This is a genomic window from Brevundimonas intermedia, assembly GCF_027922165.1.
Lineage (GTDB): Bacteria > Pseudomonadota > Alphaproteobacteria > Caulobacterales > Caulobacteraceae > Brevundimonas > Brevundimonas intermedia.
In genome coordinates this window covers 602,564-617,848 of the sequence record NZ_BSFD01000002.1, presented here as the reverse complement: position 1 = coordinate 617,848, position 15,285 = coordinate 602,564, and the positions used below count along the sequence as shown (strand labels likewise).

General features: G+C 65.7%; 14 protein-coding genes. 5 read left to right on the top strand and 9 right to left on the bottom strand.

Annotated elements, in window-relative coordinates:
* Nucleotides 1-50: 50 nt before the first annotated feature.
* Nucleotides 51-1,412, bottom strand: coding sequence for a glutamate--cysteine ligase (locus tag PKE72_RS05615; protein ID WP_271164388.1), 1,362 nt, complete (start codon nucleotides 1,410-1,412; stop codon nucleotides 51-53).
* 145 nt (nucleotides 1,413-1,557) lie between these two features.
* On the opposite strand from PKE72_RS05615, the gene PKE72_RS05610 reads away from it, so the two are divergent.
* From PKE72_RS05610 to PKE72_RS05600, 3 genes are read left to right on the top strand one after another with little or no spacing between them, the layout of a single operon-like run.
* Nucleotides 1,558-1,911: a VOC family protein gene (locus PKE72_RS05610; protein ID WP_271164387.1), complete on the top strand. Its 354-nt coding sequence runs from the start codon at nucleotides 1,558-1,560 to the stop codon at nucleotides 1,909-1,911.
* Complete coding sequence (locus PKE72_RS05605) at nucleotides 1,908-2,195, top strand: ArsR/SmtB family transcription factor (protein WP_271164386.1); 288 nt, start codon at nucleotides 1,908-1,910, stop codon at nucleotides 2,193-2,195. The genes PKE72_RS05610 and PKE72_RS05605 overlap by 4 nt, the downstream gene beginning before the upstream one ends.
* A complete protein-coding gene (locus tag PKE72_RS05600) occupies nucleotides 2,185-2,775 on the top strand; it encodes a hypothetical protein (RefSeq protein ID WP_271164385.1) in 591 nt (196 codons plus the stop codon). The genes PKE72_RS05605 and PKE72_RS05600 overlap by 11 nt, the downstream gene beginning before the upstream one ends.
* Before the next feature lie 4 nt (nucleotides 2,776-2,779).
* On the opposite strand, the gene PKE72_RS05595 is transcribed toward PKE72_RS05600, so the two are convergent.
* From PKE72_RS05595 to PKE72_RS05560, 8 genes are all read right to left on the bottom strand, one after another.
* Complete coding sequence (locus PKE72_RS05595) at nucleotides 2,780-3,511, bottom strand: 16S rRNA (uracil(1498)-N(3))-methyltransferase (RefSeq protein WP_271164384.1); 732 nt, start codon at nucleotides 3,509-3,511, stop codon at nucleotides 2,780-2,782.
* Between the two features lie 85 nt (nucleotides 3,512-3,596).
* A complete protein-coding gene (locus tag PKE72_RS05590; protein WP_271164383.1) occupies nucleotides 3,597-4,760 on the bottom strand; it encodes an acyl-CoA dehydrogenase family protein in 1,164 nt (387 codons plus the stop codon).
* A gap of 170 nt (nucleotides 4,761-4,930) precedes the next feature.
* Nucleotides 4,931-6,715, bottom strand: a complete 1,785-nt coding sequence (locus PKE72_RS05585; RefSeq protein WP_271164382.1) for an acyl-CoA dehydrogenase C-terminal domain-containing protein — start codon at nucleotides 6,713-6,715, stop codon at nucleotides 4,931-4,933.
* 5 nt (nucleotides 6,716-6,720) lie between these two features.
* The gene (locus PKE72_RS05580) at nucleotides 6,721-7,203 is read right to left on the bottom strand and encodes a MerR family transcriptional regulator (protein WP_267515606.1); all 483 of its coding nucleotides are present in this window, start codon (nucleotides 7,201-7,203) and stop codon (nucleotides 6,721-6,723) included.
* A gap of 224 nt (nucleotides 7,204-7,427) precedes the next feature.
* On the bottom strand, nucleotides 7,428-7,844 hold the full coding sequence (locus tag PKE72_RS05575; RefSeq protein ID WP_271164381.1) for a DoxX family protein: 417 nt from the start codon (nucleotides 7,842-7,844) through the stop codon (nucleotides 7,428-7,430).
* 203 nt (nucleotides 7,845-8,047) lie between these two features.
* Nucleotides 8,048-8,269 carry a helix-turn-helix domain-containing protein gene (locus tag PKE72_RS05570; RefSeq protein ID WP_271164380.1) on the bottom strand — a complete coding sequence of 74 codons (222 nt, stop codon included), beginning with the start codon at nucleotides 8,267-8,269 and terminating at the stop codon, nucleotides 8,048-8,050.
* An 8-nt stretch (nucleotides 8,270-8,277) separates the two neighbouring features.
* Nucleotides 8,278-8,805 (bottom strand): DUF2975 domain-containing protein, encoded by a 528-nt coding sequence (locus PKE72_RS05565; protein WP_271164379.1) that lies wholly within the window; start codon nucleotides 8,803-8,805, stop codon nucleotides 8,278-8,280.
* A gap of 119 nt (nucleotides 8,806-8,924) precedes the next feature.
* Nucleotides 8,925-10,337 (bottom strand): protein adenylyltransferase SelO, encoded by a 1,413-nt coding sequence (locus tag PKE72_RS05560; protein ID WP_271164378.1) that lies wholly within the window; start codon nucleotides 10,335-10,337, stop codon nucleotides 8,925-8,927.
* A gap of 227 nt (nucleotides 10,338-10,564) precedes the next feature.
* Here PKE72_RS05560 and nhaA point away from each other — a divergent pair, with 227 nt between their 5' ends.
* The gene (gene nhaA, locus PKE72_RS05555) at nucleotides 10,565-11,803 is read left to right on the top strand and encodes a Na+/H+ antiporter NhaA (RefSeq protein WP_271164377.1); all 1,239 of its coding nucleotides are present in this window, start codon (nucleotides 10,565-10,567) and stop codon (nucleotides 11,801-11,803) included.
* A 216-nt stretch (nucleotides 11,804-12,019) separates the two neighbouring features.
* Complete coding sequence (locus PKE72_RS05550; RefSeq protein WP_271164376.1) at nucleotides 12,020-14,656, top strand: TonB-dependent receptor; 2,637 nt, start codon at nucleotides 12,020-12,022, stop codon at nucleotides 14,654-14,656.
* Nucleotides 14,657-15,285 lie beyond the last annotated feature (629 nt).

Below are 15,285 nucleotides of genomic sequence, written 5' to 3'. Positions count from 1 at the left end.
TATCCTTAGGGGGCTCACCCTACAGCCCGCGGGTTAAGGACGCCTTGTCTTCAGTAGGCGAAGTCCGCGTAGATGCGCTTCACATCGCCGCACCAGGCCCCGTGATACAGGTCCAGCAGCCGCTCGGCCGGAGTGACGCCGCTATCAGCGATGTCTTCAAGTTCCGACAGATAGCCGCGCTCATCGACCATGCCGCCTGAGAAGCGGGCGCGGTTCTTCAGACCCTGTTTGGCGATGTTGACCAGGTCGACGGCGATGTCGCGCACGCTGCGGCCGGCGACCTCGGCCTTCAGGCCCAGGCGGGTCACGTCGCGGCGCAGGCGTTCGTGGTCGGCGATGTCCCAGTCCTTGACCAGATCCCAGGCGGCGGCCAGCGACGGGGCGTCGTACAGGACACCGGCCCACAGGGCGGGCAGGGCGCAGATCCGGCTCCACGGGCCGCCGTCGGCGCCGCGCATCTCCAGATAGGCCTTCAGCCGCACCTCGGGGAAGAGGGTGGTCAGATGGTCATTCCAGTCCTTGAGGGTCGGATATTCGCCGGGCAGGGCGGGCAGTTTGCCGGCCTGGAAGTCGCGGAACGACTGGCCCGAGGCGTCGACGTATTTGCCGTCGCGTTTGGCGAAATACATCGGCGTGTCCAGCGCATAGTCGGCATAGCGCTCGAAGCCGAAGCCGTCCTCGAAGACAAAGCCCAGCATGCCGGTGCGGTCGGCGTCGGTGTCGGTCCAGACATTGGCCCGCGCCGACAGGAAGCCGTTCGGACGGCCCTCGGTGAAGGGCGAACAGGCGAACAGGGCGGTGGCGATCGGCTGTAGCGCCAGCGAGGTGCGGAACTTGGCCACCATGTCGGCTTCGCTGTCGAAGTCGAGGTTGGCCTGGATGGTGCATGTGCGCAGCATCATGTCCAGGCCGAGGGTTCCGACCTTGGGCATATAGGCGCGCATGATGTCGTAGCGGCCCTTGGGCATCACCGGCACCTGTTCGCGCGTCCACAGCGGGTCGAAGCCGGCGCCCAGGAAGCCGACGCCCAGCTGGTCGGCCACCTGCTTCACTTCCATTAGGTGCTGGCCGGTCTCGGAACAGATGTCGTGGATGGTCTTCAGCGGGGCGCCGGACAGTTCGAACTGGCCGCCGGGCTCCAGGCTGACCGAGGCGATGAAGCCCTCGTCGTTGCGACGCTCCAGCCCGATCAGGACGCTGTTCTCCTCGACGCGCGACCAGCCGAACCGCTGGAGGCCTTCCAGCATGGCCTTGATGCCGTTCGGACCGTCATAGGCGGGGCGGGCCAGGGTGGTCTTGTCGAAACCGAACTTCTCGTGCTCGGCGCCGATCCGCCACTGATCCTTGGGCTTGGCGCCCTTGGACATGGCTTCAATCAGGACGTCCCGGCTCAGCGGCGCGTTGTCGGTCATGCGTCAGATCCCCTCCGGCGCATCGCGAGCGACCGTGTGTCGCGGCTAGATGGGCGAGGTTGGGGGCCGGCTCAAGGGGCGCGCTCGCATGGGTTTACATTTCGGATTATTACGAAATAATGCGATAGAAGAACGAGGGCGGGCTATGGTCGGGCAAACTGGGAATCTGCGGACTGCGAACGCGGTTTGTCATATTGATATCGCTGGACCGGATATCGGCGGCCTGGGCGCATTCTACGGCGCAGTTCTGGGCTGGACGGTCGCGCCGCGAGGGCCCGGCTACAGTCAGCTCAAGACGCCGACCCTGGACGGCGCCCTAGTCGAGTCGGAGACGGCCAGTCTTACGCTCGGCGTGGCGACGCCCGACTTGAACGCCGCCCTTGAAGCCGCAGTGGCGGCGGGCGGCGAGGTCGTGATGCCCCTGACCGACAACGGCTGGGTCAAGAAAGCCCAGATTCGCGATCCTGCCGGCAATCTGATGACGCTGATCCAGGCGTGAAGCTGGACGACGGAACGCTCGACGAAGTCTTGCGCGCCTTGGCGCATCCCGATCGCCGTCGATTCTGGAAGGCCTGTCTGGATCAGGAACGATCCGCGGGGGATCTGGCGGCCTTGTCAAACCTGGCGCTCGCCAGCGTGTCGGAACATTTGAAAGTGCTGCGCAAGACGGGTCTCCTGACCTTGGAAAAGCGAGGTCGCTTCTGGTTCTATCGCGCGGATCGCCCGACCTTGAACGCGGTCGTAGAAAGCTTGCGGCTGTTGGAGGGCGACGATGGGACGTGAGGCGCTTACGCAGGCCGAGGTCGGCCGGGAGGCGGGAGAGGTTCGCGTCCTGCTGGAAGCGCGCGAGATGATTCTGCGCGGCGATATCCGTCGGCGTTACGCCCTCGCGGATGTGTCGGGCGTGGGCGTGGAGGACGAGGTTCTGTACTTCGTGGTCGGCGGCGAGATGGTGCGGCTTTCCCTCGGCGCGGAGACGGCGCGCAAATGGGCCGAGGCCATGCTGAAACCGCCGCCCAGTCTGGCGCAAAAATTGGGGCTGAGCCCTGGACGTTCGGTCTGGCTGCTGACGCCGGTCGGCGATCCTGTCCTGGAGGAAGCCGTCGGCGACGCGGCGGCCGAAGAGGCGCAGGCGGACATGGCTCTGGCTGTCGTGGAGTCCGACGCGGCGCTGGAGGCCGTATTGACTGCCCACGGCCGCCGGCCGGAAACCGCGCTTTGGCTCGTCTATCCGAAGGGCGGCAAGGGTTTCGGAGAGGCGTCGGTTCGTCGGAGTCTGCGCGATAGCGGCTATCGCGATTCCAAATCTTGCGCCGTCTCGGAGCTGTGGACCGCGACCCGCTACGCCTTGCCGAAAACTTGAAGTTTCAGCGCTCCCAATCGCCCAACGCAGCCTGCCACAGGGTCATGGCGGCTATGGCGGCAGTGTCGGCGCGCAAGATGCGCGGACCCAGGGAAACGGCGGTGGTGAAGGGCAGGGACCGCAGCCGCTCGCCTTCCTCAGGCGAGAAACCGCCCTCGGGGCCGATCAGGATGGACCAGGGGCCTTCCCCGGCCTCGCGCAAAGCCGACATCGCCGGCGCGCCGCCCGTCTCGTCACAGAACATCAGCCGGCGGCCAGAATCGGGACTGGCCTCCCATCCGTCCAGCAGGGCGTCCAGCTTCACCGGATCGTCGACAGCGGGCACGTCCAGCCGCCCGGTCTGTTCGGCGGCCTCCTCGGCGATGGCGTCCAGCCGGTCCAGGCGGATACGGTCGGCGTTGGTCCGCTTGGTCAGGACCAGCCGCACCCGGCGCGCGCCCAGTTCGGCGGCCTTTTCGACGATGGTCTCGACCCGCGCCTTCTTCACCACGGCGACGACCAGCTCCAGATCGGGGCCATAGGTCTGGGGCTTCACCTGTTCCTCGGCCCGCAGGATCACGCCCTTCTTCAGGACTTCGGCGATGGTGCAGCGCCATTCGCCGTCGCGGCCGTTGAAGACCAGCAGTTCGTCCCCGAGCTTCAGCCGCATGACCTGAGTCAGATAGCGCGACTGGTCGAGGGTGGGAGCCACGGTGGCGGCGGGGGCGAGGGGGCTGGCGACGTGGAGGCGGATCATGGCCCTACATGACTTGACGCACGGCGCTTGTCATCCCGGCCCTAGCGAAGCGCAGAGCCGGCATGACAAGGAACGGATGGAGATCCTACAGCGTCCGCGCGATCAGCAGCTTCATGATCTCGTTCGTGCCGCCGTAGATCCGCTGCACCCGCGCGTCCTTGTACAGCTGGGCGATGGCGTATTCGTTCATATAGCCGTAGCCGCCGTGCAGTTGCAGCATCTCGTCGATGGTTTCGCCCTGGATGTCGGTGACCCAGTATTTGGCCATGGAGGCGGTGGCCGCGTCGAGCTGACCCTTCAGGTGCAGGCCGATACAGTGGTCGACGAAGACCTTGGCGACGGTCAGCTTGGTCTTGACCTCGGCCAGTTTGAACTGGGTGTTCTGGAAGTCGATGACCCGTTTGCCGAAGGCCTTGCGTTCCTTGACGTAGGCGAGGGTCGCCTCCAGCCCGCGCTCGGCGGCGGCGACACCCTGCACGGCGATGTTCAGCCGTTCCTGGGGCAGTTGCTGCATCAGCTGGACGAAGCCCTGGCCCTCGCCGCCGCCGATGATGTTGTCGCCGGGGACTTTCACCTCGTTGAAGAACAGCTCGGAGGTGTCGTTCCCCTCCATGCCGATCTTGTGCAGGTTCCGGCCGCGCTCGAAGCCTTCCGCCCCGTCCGTCTCGACCACGACCAGCGAGGTGCCCTTGGCGCCCTCGGCCGGATCGGTTTTGGCGACCACGATCAGAAAGTTGGCCAACTGGCCATTGGTGATGAAGGTCTTGGAGCCGTTGACGACATAGCCGTTGCCGGACTTGACCGCCGTGGTCTTGACCCCTTGCAGGTCGGAGCCTGCGCCCGGTTCGGTCATCGCGATGGCGCCGACCAGTTCGCCGGACTGGAGCCGCGGCAGCCAGCGCGCCTTCTGCTCCGGCGTGCCGTAGTGCCAGATATAGGGGGCGACGATGGCGTTGTGCAGCGAGATGCCGAAATGGTCCGCGCCCTTCCAGCCCAGCTGGCGCATCAGCACGACCTCGTGCCGATAGTCGCCGCCCATGCCGCCGTCTTCCTCGGGCATCGACAGGCCCAGCAGACCGTCGGCCCCGGCCTGGGTCCACAGGTCGCGCGGCACGCTCGAGTTGGCGATCCAGGACTGGACCTTCTCCGGCGGGGCGTGTTCGTCGATCCATTTGCCCACGCTGTCGGAGAAGAGGGTGATCTCCTCTTCGCGCATGAAATCGGGGTCGGGGCTGCCCAGCACGTTCATCGGTTTCGTCCCTGAAGTTTTTTATGGTCGTCATCCTCGGGCTTGTCCCGAGGACCCACCCCTCCGCCGCACGAGCAGAGGGGTGCGCAGTTCAGGTCGTCGTGCTCACGGTCCCTCTCGTGCGGCGGAACTGTGGGCCCTCGGGACAAGCCCGAGGGTGACGGATCAGATCAGAACGCCTCGGCCGGCATGGCCATCAGCACGTCTGCGCCGGTCTTCATCTTGGCCAGATGCGCGCCGGCGTCGGGCAGGATGCGCTCGACGAAGTAGCGGCCGGTCTGCAGCTTGGTGGCGTAGTAGGGGTCGGTCGAGCCGGCCTCGACCTGGGCCTGGGCCACCTTGGCCATCTGCGCCCACATATAGGCGAGCGCCGTCAGGCCGAAGACGTTCAGATAGTCGGTCGAGGCGGCGCCGGCGTTGTCCGGGTTGGCCATGCCGTTCTGCATCAGCCACATGGTGCCTTCCTGCAGCTTCTTCTTGGCGTCGGCCAGGCCGTCGACGAAGGGCTTGATCGCCTGGTTCGATCCGTTCTCGGCCACGAAGGCGTCGATCTCGCCGAACCAGGTCATGATAGCGCGCCCGCCGTTGGCCGGCAGTTTGCGTCCGACCAGGTCCAGCGCCTGGATGCCGTTGGCGCCTTCATAGATCATCGTGATGCGCGCATCCCGCAGATACTGCGAGGCGGGGAAGTGTTCGGTATAGCCCGAACCGCCGTGCACCTGCATGGCCAGCGAGGCGACGTGGAAGCCCTTGTCGGTCAGATAGGCCTTCAGCACGGGCGTCAGCAGGCCCATGTAATCCTTGGCCTTGGTCGCCACGGCCTCGTCTTCCGACTTCTCCAGATCGGCGTGCAGGGCGGTCCACAGGATGAAGGCCTGGCCGCCTTCGACGAAGGCGCGGGCCTCGAGCAGCATACGGCGCACGTCCGGGTGGACGATGATCGGGTCGGCGGGGCCTTCCGGGTTCTTGGGTCCGGTCAGGCTGCGGCCTTGCAGGCGGTCCTTGGCGAACTCGACAGCGGCCTGATAGGCGGCGGTGCCGATGGCCAGACCTTGCAGACCGGTGCCCAGGCGGGCCTCGTTCATGACCACGAACATATTGTTCATGCCGCGGCCTTCTTCGCCCAGCAGCCAGCCCTTGGCGCCGTCATACTGCATGACGCAGGTGGCGTTGCCGTGGATGCCCATCTTGTGCTCGAGGCCGGCGCATTCGAGCGTGTTCCGCTCGCCCAGCGAACCGTCCTCGTTGACCAGATATTTGGGCACGACGAACAGGCTGAGGCCCTTGATGCCCGGAACCGCGCCTTCGATACGGGCCAGGACGGTGTGGATGATATTGTCCGAGAAGTCGTGCTCGCCGGCCGAGATCCAGATCTTCTGGCCGGTGATCGAATAGGAGCCGTCGCCGTTCGGCACGGCCTTGGTGCGCACCATGCCCAGGTCCGTGCCGCACTGGGGCTCGGTCAGGTTCATCGTGCCGGACCATTCGCCCGAGACCATCTTGGGCAGGTATTTGGCCTTGATCTCGTCCGAGGCGCTGGCGTGGATGCCGGCGTAGGCCGAGGCCGTCAGGCCGGGATACATCGAGAAGGCCGCCGAGGCGCCGGCGGTCATCTGACCAAAGGCCGAGGCGACGATGCTGGGCATGCCCTGGCCGCCGTAGGCCGGGTCGGCGGCCAGCGCCATCCAGCCGGCGTCCGACATGGCCTTATAGGCCTCTTTCCACCCCTTCGGCCCGGTGACGACGCCGCCCTCGGACCAGTGGCAGCCTTCCTTGTCTCCGGGATTGTTGATCGGGGCGATGACCTCGTCGGCGAACTTGCCGCCCTCTTCCAGGATCTGGTTGACCAGGTCGGACGACACGTCCTGGAAGCCGGGCTGGTTGGTGTAGCGATCGATCTCCAGCACCTCGTTCAGGATGAAGGTGAAATCGCGGACGGGCGACTTGTAGGCCATGGGGGTCAGGCTCTCGCTTTGAAGGGGTGGTGGTGGTCGTGGTTGAGACGCGCGCGCAGCAGCTTCTCATAGTCTTCGGCGCCGGGCAGCAGGTCGGGGCGGTGTTCGCCCAGCTTGGACTCCATCCAGGCGCAGGCGTCTTCCGCCGTCTGGATCGCGCCCTCGATATCCTCCAGCTGCTGTTTCAGCGTCTCGATCTGGGCGCGGTGGCGACGCAGGGCCACCGCCATCTGATGGACGTTGTGATCCTTGCGATCATACAGGTCCAGCATCTCCTGGATTTCCTGCAGGGTGAAGCCGATGCGGCGGCCTCTCAGGATCAGTTTCAGCCGGGCGCGGTCGCGGGCGTCGTAGACGCGCGTCTGACCCTTGCGCGCAGGGGTCAGCAGGCCCTTGTCCTCGTAGAATCGGAGGGCGCGGGCCGTGGCGTCGAACTCGCGGCACAGCTGGCGGATGGAATAGGTGCGGTGATCGTCGGCGGTGGCCATGCGGGCACCATAACTTTACGTGCGCGTAAAGGAAAGGCTTTACGTGCGCGTAAGGGTAAGCTTTCCCTGCGCGCCCTGTCAGGCAAAGAAAAGCCCGGAGCCTTGGGGAAGGACTCCGGGCGCGACGACCGGGGCATGAGGGGGGAGAGGGCCCCGGCGATCGATCTTGATGCGGCCCAGTCGCAAAAGGTTAGGGGCGCGAAAGGGTTAGGGCCGCGAAAGGCTCAGGCCGAGCGGCGGCCCAGGAACACCGCCAGGGTGAAGGCCAGGAGGATGGCGTTGACCACCGCCAGACCAATGTCCTGGCTCAGGGCGTGGATGACCAGCATGGTCGATTCCATCACGATCAAGCCGGCGGAAGCGGTCAGCAGCAGGGGACGGCCGACGCGCCACGATATCAGGGGCGTCAGGACGCCGAGCGCCAGAACCAGCTCGACCATGCCCAGACCACGCACCATGTTCTCAGGCGCCACGGCGGGCCAGCCCATCAGGGTGATGAGGTTGGTCATCGGCTCGGTCAGCTTGGCGTAGCCGGCGGCGATGAAGAACATCGCGATCCAGCCCTGCAGGGTCCAGAGGGTGATGTTCTTATAGACGGCGCGCGAGCGCGACTGGGCGACGGGGAGGTGGGTGGTGGTCATCGGAAGGGGCCTAATTCGTAACAGCCGCGATATCGGATTGAGTGGCTCCGTTCGCAAGGGGGGATATAGCGGCGTCTTCCGATTTTGTCATCACGCGATGACATCAATCGATGACATCAGCTGATGACTTTGTGTTTCAAGGGCGGCGCGAATGGCCCGATTCGCGCCGCCGAAGCAACCGATGCTTTTGATTTTACGTCGTTTCAGGCGTCGTCCGGTTGAGGCCCCGGCGTCTGGACGATCAGGTCGCCGGGCTGGCAATCCAGTTCTCGGCACAGGGCGTCCAGGGTGGAGAAGCGGACGGCGCGGGCCTTGCCGGTCTTGAGGATCGACAGATTGGCCAGGGTCACGCCGACCCGGTCAGACAGTTCGGTCAGGGACATTCGGCGTTCGAGCAACAGCCGGTCCAGTTGGATCATGATCATGGCGTGCCTCAAACCGTGGTCAGTTGTTCGTCGCGCATGGCCGCCCCCTGGCGGAACACCTCGGCCAAGATGAAGACCACCAGGATGCCCAGCCAGGATCCGAGGTCGAACTTATAGTCGATCGCGGACTGGCCGATGGCCTGGGGCGCGACGAAGACCAGCATCAGGGCTGTCAGCTGGATGCCCAGCAGGCCGAAGCCGACGGCCTGGAGCCGTTTGACATTGGCCAACTCGAAGGCGTCGCCCTGGTTCACCGACAGCAGAATGCGGCGCAGACGGTTGATGATCCACCAGGTGAAGCCGCAGGCAAGGAAGCCGCCCAGAATGGTGAGGCGTTCGGCCAGGCCGATAGGGGTCCTCGGGTCGCTCGGCGCGTCCCTCAAGCCGTCGATCAGGCCGGCGGCGAAGTCGGGCGAGACGAGACTGATCAATAGGGCGCCGCCCGCAGCCACGGTCGCCAACATGACGAAGACATTCAGGAAGCCGAGCAGCCACCGCAGGGCGCTGGCGGCCGAATATTTGCCTACGAGTTTCATCTGATAGCCCTCCAACTGGGTCGCCCTCCGCGACGCCTTCGTGACTATCGATATGGATTTATCGATAAACGGGCAAGGATATTATCGATAAACGAGATGAAGCTTTCGTAAGGTTCGGCTCAGGCGGTGAAACCCCAGGCCGTGCGCGCGGCCTCCAGCCGGGCCAGCTTGGCCTGGAACGGTCCCCAGTCGTCGCTGGCGTCGATAGCGGCCCAGATCGCCTCCACCTCCTCGATCAACATCTCCTCCGGCTCGCGGGCGGCGAACATCGGATGCTCCAGCCGGTCGATCCGGTCGGGCTCATGCTCCAACAAGGCGAAGCGGAAGGCGTCGAAGGCCTCGCCCTGGTACAGTTTGGCGCGCGGCCCGGACAGGGCTCGAGCCGAGGAGGCGAAGCCGCCGAACCAGTCGAAGAACAGCGGCTCCCAGCGCAGGGCCTGGTCGCCCTCACGCAACAGGGCCAGGGTCGCATCGACCAGCCTCTGGTCCGCCGCCTCGCCCAGGCTCAGCACGCCCAGCCGCATCAGGAAGGCCGCGCGCAGTTCGCGGATATAGGCGGGGCCGAAACTGTTCAGGGCGTCCGTCAGGGGCTCGGCCTCGGCGACCAGTTTCAGACAGCCGGCCAACTGCGTCAGATTCCAAAACACCGCCTCGGGCTGACGCGCAAAGGCGTAGAGGCCGGTCTGGTCGAAATAGGCGGCGGTGAAGGCCGGGTCGTATTGGGGCAGGAAGCGCCACGGGCCATAGTCGAAACTCTCGCCCGTGACGTTCAGATTGTCGGTGTTCAGCACCCCGTGGACAAAGCCAGCCGCGATCCAGCGCGCCGTCAGCTTCGCCGAGGCCTCGACGACGGCGCGCAGCAGGCCGGGCGCATCCCCGGCGGCGACGCTCGGATGATACAGGGTGCGGACGTGCTCGATCAGCGCCTCGATCTGATCGACACGGCCGAGATAGGCTGCGCGCTGGAAGGTCCCGAACCGGATGTGGCTGTGCGACAGGCGCACCAGAACGGCTGACCGCGTCGGCGACGGCTCGTCGCCGCGCTCCAGCGCCTCGCCTGTCTCGATCAGGGAGAAGGCGCGGCTGGTGGGTACGCCCTGGGCTTCCAGCATGGACGCCGCCAGCACCTCCCGCACCCCGCCCTTCAGCGTCAGCCGCCCGTCGCCGCTGCGCGACCAGGGCGTCGTGCCCGAGCCCTTGGTGCCTAAATCAAGTAGTCTGCCAGAGGCGTCGCGCATCTGCGCCGCCAGGAAGCCGCGCCCGTCGCCCAGATCGGGATTGTACTGGCGGAACTGATGCCCGTGATAGCGCATGGCCAGAGGGCCGGGCTGGCCCGGCAAGGGCGCGAACCGGCCGAAGGCGGCGATCCATTCGGCGTCGCTCAGGCTTTCCAGCCCGACCTCTGCCGCCGCGCGGTCGTTGCGGAACCGCAGTAGCGTTTGGGGGAAGTCCGCCGCAGCGACGGCGTCGGCGAAATCGGGGCCGAGGTCGAAGACGCGCGGTTCGGGGCAGTAGGCGGGGGAGGGAGGCATGGGGGCTAGGTGCGTCGCCCGGTCTGGTTTCGCAACCTGCTTTTAGAACGCGAACATGGCCACGGTTTTGATTGAACCTCCCACGCACCGCCGTATTATCGTCCGCAGATATCAGGTCGCACCGCGCGGCCAGGCTGGCGTCGTTTCCCAGAGAGATGACGAATCCGGTCCGACGCCCGTCGATAACCTGGCGTCACGACAGCTCATCCTTTCGACTGGAGGCCGCCGTGGCGCGCAAATTCACTCTCGACTTCCTCAAGACCGAGGCCGCATCCGGCTCGGCCCTGGCCCTGGCGGCCATCGCCGCCGTTCTGGTGGCCAACTCGCCCTGGGCGGGCGACTATTTCACCTGGCTGAAAAGCTATCATGTGCTTCAGATCGGCCCGATCCGGCTGGAGGAGTCGATCTCCGACTGGATCAAGGAAGGTCTGATGGCGATCTTCTTCCTCGTCGTGGGATTGGAGATCAAATACGAGATCGTGCGCGGCGAGCTCAGTGATCCGCGCAAGCTGGCGACGCCGGTCCTCGCGGCCATCGGCGGCATGGCCGGGCCGGCGGCGGTCTATCTGTTGCTGTCGGGAACCATGGGGGCGCCGCACGCCGGCTGGCCCATTCCCCTGGCCACCGACATCGCCTTCGCCCTGGCCATCTTCGGTTTTGTCGGCAAGGGGTTGCCGTCGTCGCTGCGGGTGTTCCTGCTGACCCTGGCCATCGTCGACGACCTGGGCGCCATCGCCCTGATCGCTGTCCTGTTCAGCGAGGGCGCCGACTGGACGCCGCTGTTCTGGGCCCTGGGCCTGATCGCGGCCGGAGGCGTGGTCGCTCACCGGATGCGTATTCCGACGCCCTTCTGGGTGCTGGGTTTTGCCGCCGTCTGGTATCTGACGGTCCTGTCGGGGCTCAGCACCTCGCTGACCGCCGTGGCCTTCGCCATGATCGTGCCCATCAAGGCCCGCAAGGAGGATCGCCAGAGCCCGCTGAAGGAGGCGATCCACGATCTGCACCCGTGGAACGCCTATCTGGTCCTGCCGCTGTTCGCCTTCGCCAAGGCCGGCGTCTCCTTCGCCGGCCTGTCAATGGACCAGGCCTTCGCCCCCCTGGTCGTCGCCATCGCCCTGGGCCTGTTCTTCGGCAAGCAGATCGGCGTCTTCGGCGCCGCCTGGCTGGCGTCGGCGCTCAAGATCGGCGCCCGCCCGACCGACGCGACCTGGCTTCAGGTCTATGGCGTCTCGCTGCTGTGCGGCGTCGGCTTCACCATGAGCCTGTTCATCGGCGTCCTGGCCTTCCCCGGCGCAGTGGATTCGCCCGAACAGGTGGAGGTCAAGCTGGGCGTGATCGGCGGCTCGATTCTGTCGGCTCTGACAGCGGCGCTCGTGCTCGGATTCGCCGGGCGTCGTCGGCAGGCGGACCCTTCCGCCCTCAAGCCCGAGATTGAACCGATCGGCTCCGGATCGGGTCAAAACTGACGCAACGTCAGCATTTTATGTCGCTTCCTTGTCACAGGAGGGTCGAACTGCGGCGAAAAATCGTCGCGGCGAACAACGCTCGCTTGTACCCCGGCCCGAAGCGGGCTTAGCCTCTGCCGTATTGAGCCAGTCTCCACGTAGAGGCGGGCCGAATGGGAACTAGGAAACGCTGCGGTCGCTCCGCGCGACCGGGCTTCAGAGCCGGGAGGACGCCTCGTGCGCCACACTAACCGCTATCTCAGGACCACTGTGTCCGCCGCCGTCGTCGGCGCCGCCGTCTTTGGCTTCGTCGGGGGCCTCGCCGGAACCGCCTCCGCCCAGGAGGCGCCGGCCACCATCGACGACATCATTGTCACCGCCCAGAAACGCGAACAGAGCCTGCAGGACGTGCCGATCGTGGTCACGACCCTGTCGCAGGAAGTGCTGGACGGCGCCGGGGTGCAGGACATCAAGGATCTGCAGATCCTGACGCCGGGCATGACCGTCACCTCGACCCAGTCGGAAGCCTCGACCACGGTCCGTATCCGCGGCGCCGGCACCGTCGGCGACAACCCCGGCCTGGAATCCTCGGTCGGCGTGGTCATCGACGGCGTCTATCGCTCGCGCAACTCGGTCGGCTTCGGCGACCTGGGCGAACTGAGCCGCATCGAGGTGCTGAAGGGGCCGCAAGGCACCCTGTTCGGCAAGAACACCTCCGCCGGCGTCATCAACATCATCACCGAACGCCCGTCGTTCAATCCCTCGGTCTCGGCCGAACTGACCGCCGGCAACTATGGCGCGATCGGTGGGTCGGTCTCAGCGACGGGCCCGCTCAGCGACCAGATCGCCGGCCGTATCTTCGTGGCGCACCGCGAGCGTGACGGCTTCTACAACGTCAATCTCGGCGACGGTCCCCGCACCCTGACCGAGGACAACACCCAGGACTACTGGACCGGCCGCGGCCAGCTGCTGATCCTGCCCAGCGACGAGGTGTCGATCCGCCTGATCGCCGACTACACCAAGCGCGATGAGTTCTGCTGCTCGGCGGTCCAGACCCGCGTCGGCCCGACCCAGGCCTTCATCGCCGCCCTGACCGCCCCCAACGGTCCCGGTCAACGGCCGCCCGTCGCCGGCTTCGGCACGGTGCCCTTCAGCCGCACCGCCTATTCCAACCGCGAGACCCCTCAGGAGATCGAGGACATGGGTCTGTCGGCGGAAGCCACCATCGACCTGCCCAGCCTGAACGCCACCCTGACGTCCCAGACCTCATGGCGCGACTGGTCGTTCCAGCAGGGGATGGACCTGGACTACACCGGCGCTGACCTCCTCTATCGCGCCAACGACGGGTCCAACGGCTACGGCGTCGACAACCTGACCCAGGAATTCCGCCTGGCCGGGACGACCGACAAGTTCGACTGGCTGGTCGGCGTGTTCGCCACCAAGGAAGGCGTCTATCGGGACGACTCCTATTCCTATGGCGCGGACTACAACGGCTTCGCCTCCTTCCTGCTGACGGCGACGGTGCCGGCGACCTTCGGCGGGCCCAGCCCCAGCCGCACAGGCTGTTTCACCAATCCGCGCGGTTTCGCGGTCGGCACCAGCGGCCCTCTGCTCGGCCAGCCCTTGTGCGTCCTGGGCCTAGCAGCCCCCAGCGCGACGGCGCCCGTGTTCGCGGCCGGCAAGGCCTATGAGGACCACTACAGCCAGAAGTCGGAATCGGTGGCTCTGTTCACCAACAACACCTGGCGGGTGACCGAGGCCTTCGATCTGAACCTGGGCCTGCGCTACACCTATGACAGCAAGCGGCTTCTGGGCGTGCAGGACAATCTGGGAACCAACGGCGCGGCCTGCGGCGGCGCCCTGGCCAACCAGAACCCGGCCAACCGCTTGCCCGGCACGGTGGCGACCCCGGCCTCCGCCCTTGGGCTGCTCTGCCTGCCCTGGTCCAATCCGCTCTATGACAATCGCCGGATCCAGGAGAAGTTCAGCGACACCGACGTCAGCGGCACCTTCAAGGCGTCGTACCGGCTCAACCCGTCCATCATGGGCTATGTCTCCTACGCTCGCGGCTACAAGGGCGCCGGCTATAACATGGACCGGGTGCAGACGGGCGTGACGCCGGACGCCTCGCTGTTCTTCGACGCCGAGACGGTCGACAGCTACGAAGCGGGTCTGAAGACGACCCTGTTCGACCGCACCATGCTGTTGAACATCACCTACTTCGATCAGAAGTTCGAGAACTTCCAACTGAACACCTTCCTCGGCACCGCCTTCGTGGTGGAGTCGATCCCCGAACTGACCTCGCGCGGCGTCGACGCCGACATGGTCTGGTTCACCCCGGTCGAGGGCCTGTCGTTCCAGGGCGGCGTCACCTACACCGACGCCAAATACGGGAACTTCACCGCCGCCGACCTGTCGAACGCCGCGCGCTTCCCGCAACTGTCCCTGCTGCCGGGCGCCCGCGCATCGTTCGCTCCGGAATGGTCGCTGACCGGCGCCCTGGCCTTCGACCGCTCGCTGGGCGGCGGTCTGCGCGGCGGGTTCAACCTGTCGGCCAAATATTCGACCGACTACAACACCGGCTCGGACCTGCTGCCCTACAAGGACCAGGAAGCCTTCACCGTCGTCAACGGCCGCATCACCATCGGTTCGGAAGACGAGCGCTGGACCGTCGACATCTGGGGCCAGAACCTGCTGCAGGAACAATACACCCAGGTCGGCTTCGCCGCCCCGCTGCAAGGCACGGCCTTCACCAACACGACCACGCCCCAGGCGAACGGCACCTACTATAATATCGCCACCGACACCGCGACCTACAACGCCTACCTGGGCGCCCCGCGCACCTGGGGCGTGACGCTGAAGGTCAAATACTGATCGTCCAGCCGCCCGGGCCGTAGGCATACAGGGTGGAACGACGAAGGGCCGACCGGGAAACCGGTCGGCCCTTTTTCTTGAGCGTCTGGTTAGGGAGGGCGGGAACGTCTGGTCTCAGACGTGGCCTCCAATTCGGCTTTCGACCCGTAGCGGACCTAAGGCGTTGCTCTTTGGCGGAGGTCTCGATTAAGCGCTTGGAAGCTGCGGTAGTTGTCCTGCTCCCAAGCGTCCAGTGCGGCGACGTGCGTTGGCGGTATGGTCACCATTGCCTGACAGCCAGGTCTCTGGCTCGTAAGCCTGAACGTCAGGACCCGCCCACGCGGCTGCGGTGGCAGAAGGAAGGTAGCTTGGGTAGCTAGTTCCGGGTTCGGGTCCAACCCTGGCGGGCCACTGCCGTTTCTGACGGAATACGGTTTATAGCTGATGTCTCCATCAACAGATTCGAGCGCAATGTGTTTCCGATCGCGGCAATCGAACAATTCGACATCTAACGCGAAGCCGTCGTCTTGCTTCGGCGGATCTGCATCGCAGCGAGCTGTCCAGATCGAGGCTTCGACACGGTTTCCGGTCTCCCCCACTGATACGACGGTCGGGGCGGTGGCGCTTATGCCACAGTTTACATCGCCTCG

Excerpts from the sequence above, each read along its gene's own strand:
- PKE72_RS05560 (WP_271164378.1), bottom strand. The coding sequence starts at position 10,337 with ATGCCTCCCTCCCCCGCCTACTGCCCCGAACCGCGCGTCTTCGACCTC.
- PKE72_RS05565 (WP_271164379.1), bottom strand. The coding sequence starts at position 8,805 with ATGAAACTCGTAGGCAAATATTCGGCCGCCAGCGCCCTGCGGTGGCTG.
- PKE72_RS05595 (WP_271164384.1), bottom strand. The coding sequence starts at position 3,511 with ATGATCCGCCTCCACGTCGCCAGCCCCCTCGCCCCCGCCGCCACCGTG.
- PKE72_RS05610 (WP_271164387.1), top strand. The coding sequence starts at position 1,558 with ATGGTCGGGCAAACTGGGAATCTGCGGACTGCGAACGCGGTTTGTCAT.
- PKE72_RS05575 (WP_271164381.1), bottom strand. The coding sequence starts at position 7,844 with ATGACCACCACCCACCTCCCCGTCGCCCAGTCGCGCTCGCGCGCCGTC.
- PKE72_RS05600 (WP_271164385.1), top strand. The coding sequence starts at position 2,185 with ATGGGACGTGAGGCGCTTACGCAGGCCGAGGTCGGCCGGGAGGCGGGA.
- PKE72_RS05590 (WP_271164383.1), bottom strand. The coding sequence starts at position 4,760 with ATGAACGTGCTGGGCAGCCCCGACCCCGATTTCATGCGCGAAGAGGAG.
- PKE72_RS05580 (WP_267515606.1), bottom strand. The coding sequence starts at position 7,203 with ATGGCCACCGCCGACGATCACCGCACCTATTCCATCCGCCAGCTGTGC.
- PKE72_RS05585 (WP_271164382.1), bottom strand. The coding sequence starts at position 6,715 with ATGGCCTACAAGTCGCCCGTCCGCGATTTCACCTTCATCCTGAACGAG.
- PKE72_RS05570 (WP_271164380.1), bottom strand. The coding sequence starts at position 8,269 with ATGATCATGATCCAACTGGACCGGCTGTTGCTCGAACGCCGAATGTCC.
- PKE72_RS05615 (WP_271164388.1), bottom strand. The coding sequence starts at position 1,412 with ATGACCGACAACGCGCCGCTGAGCCGGGACGTCCTGATTGAAGCCATG.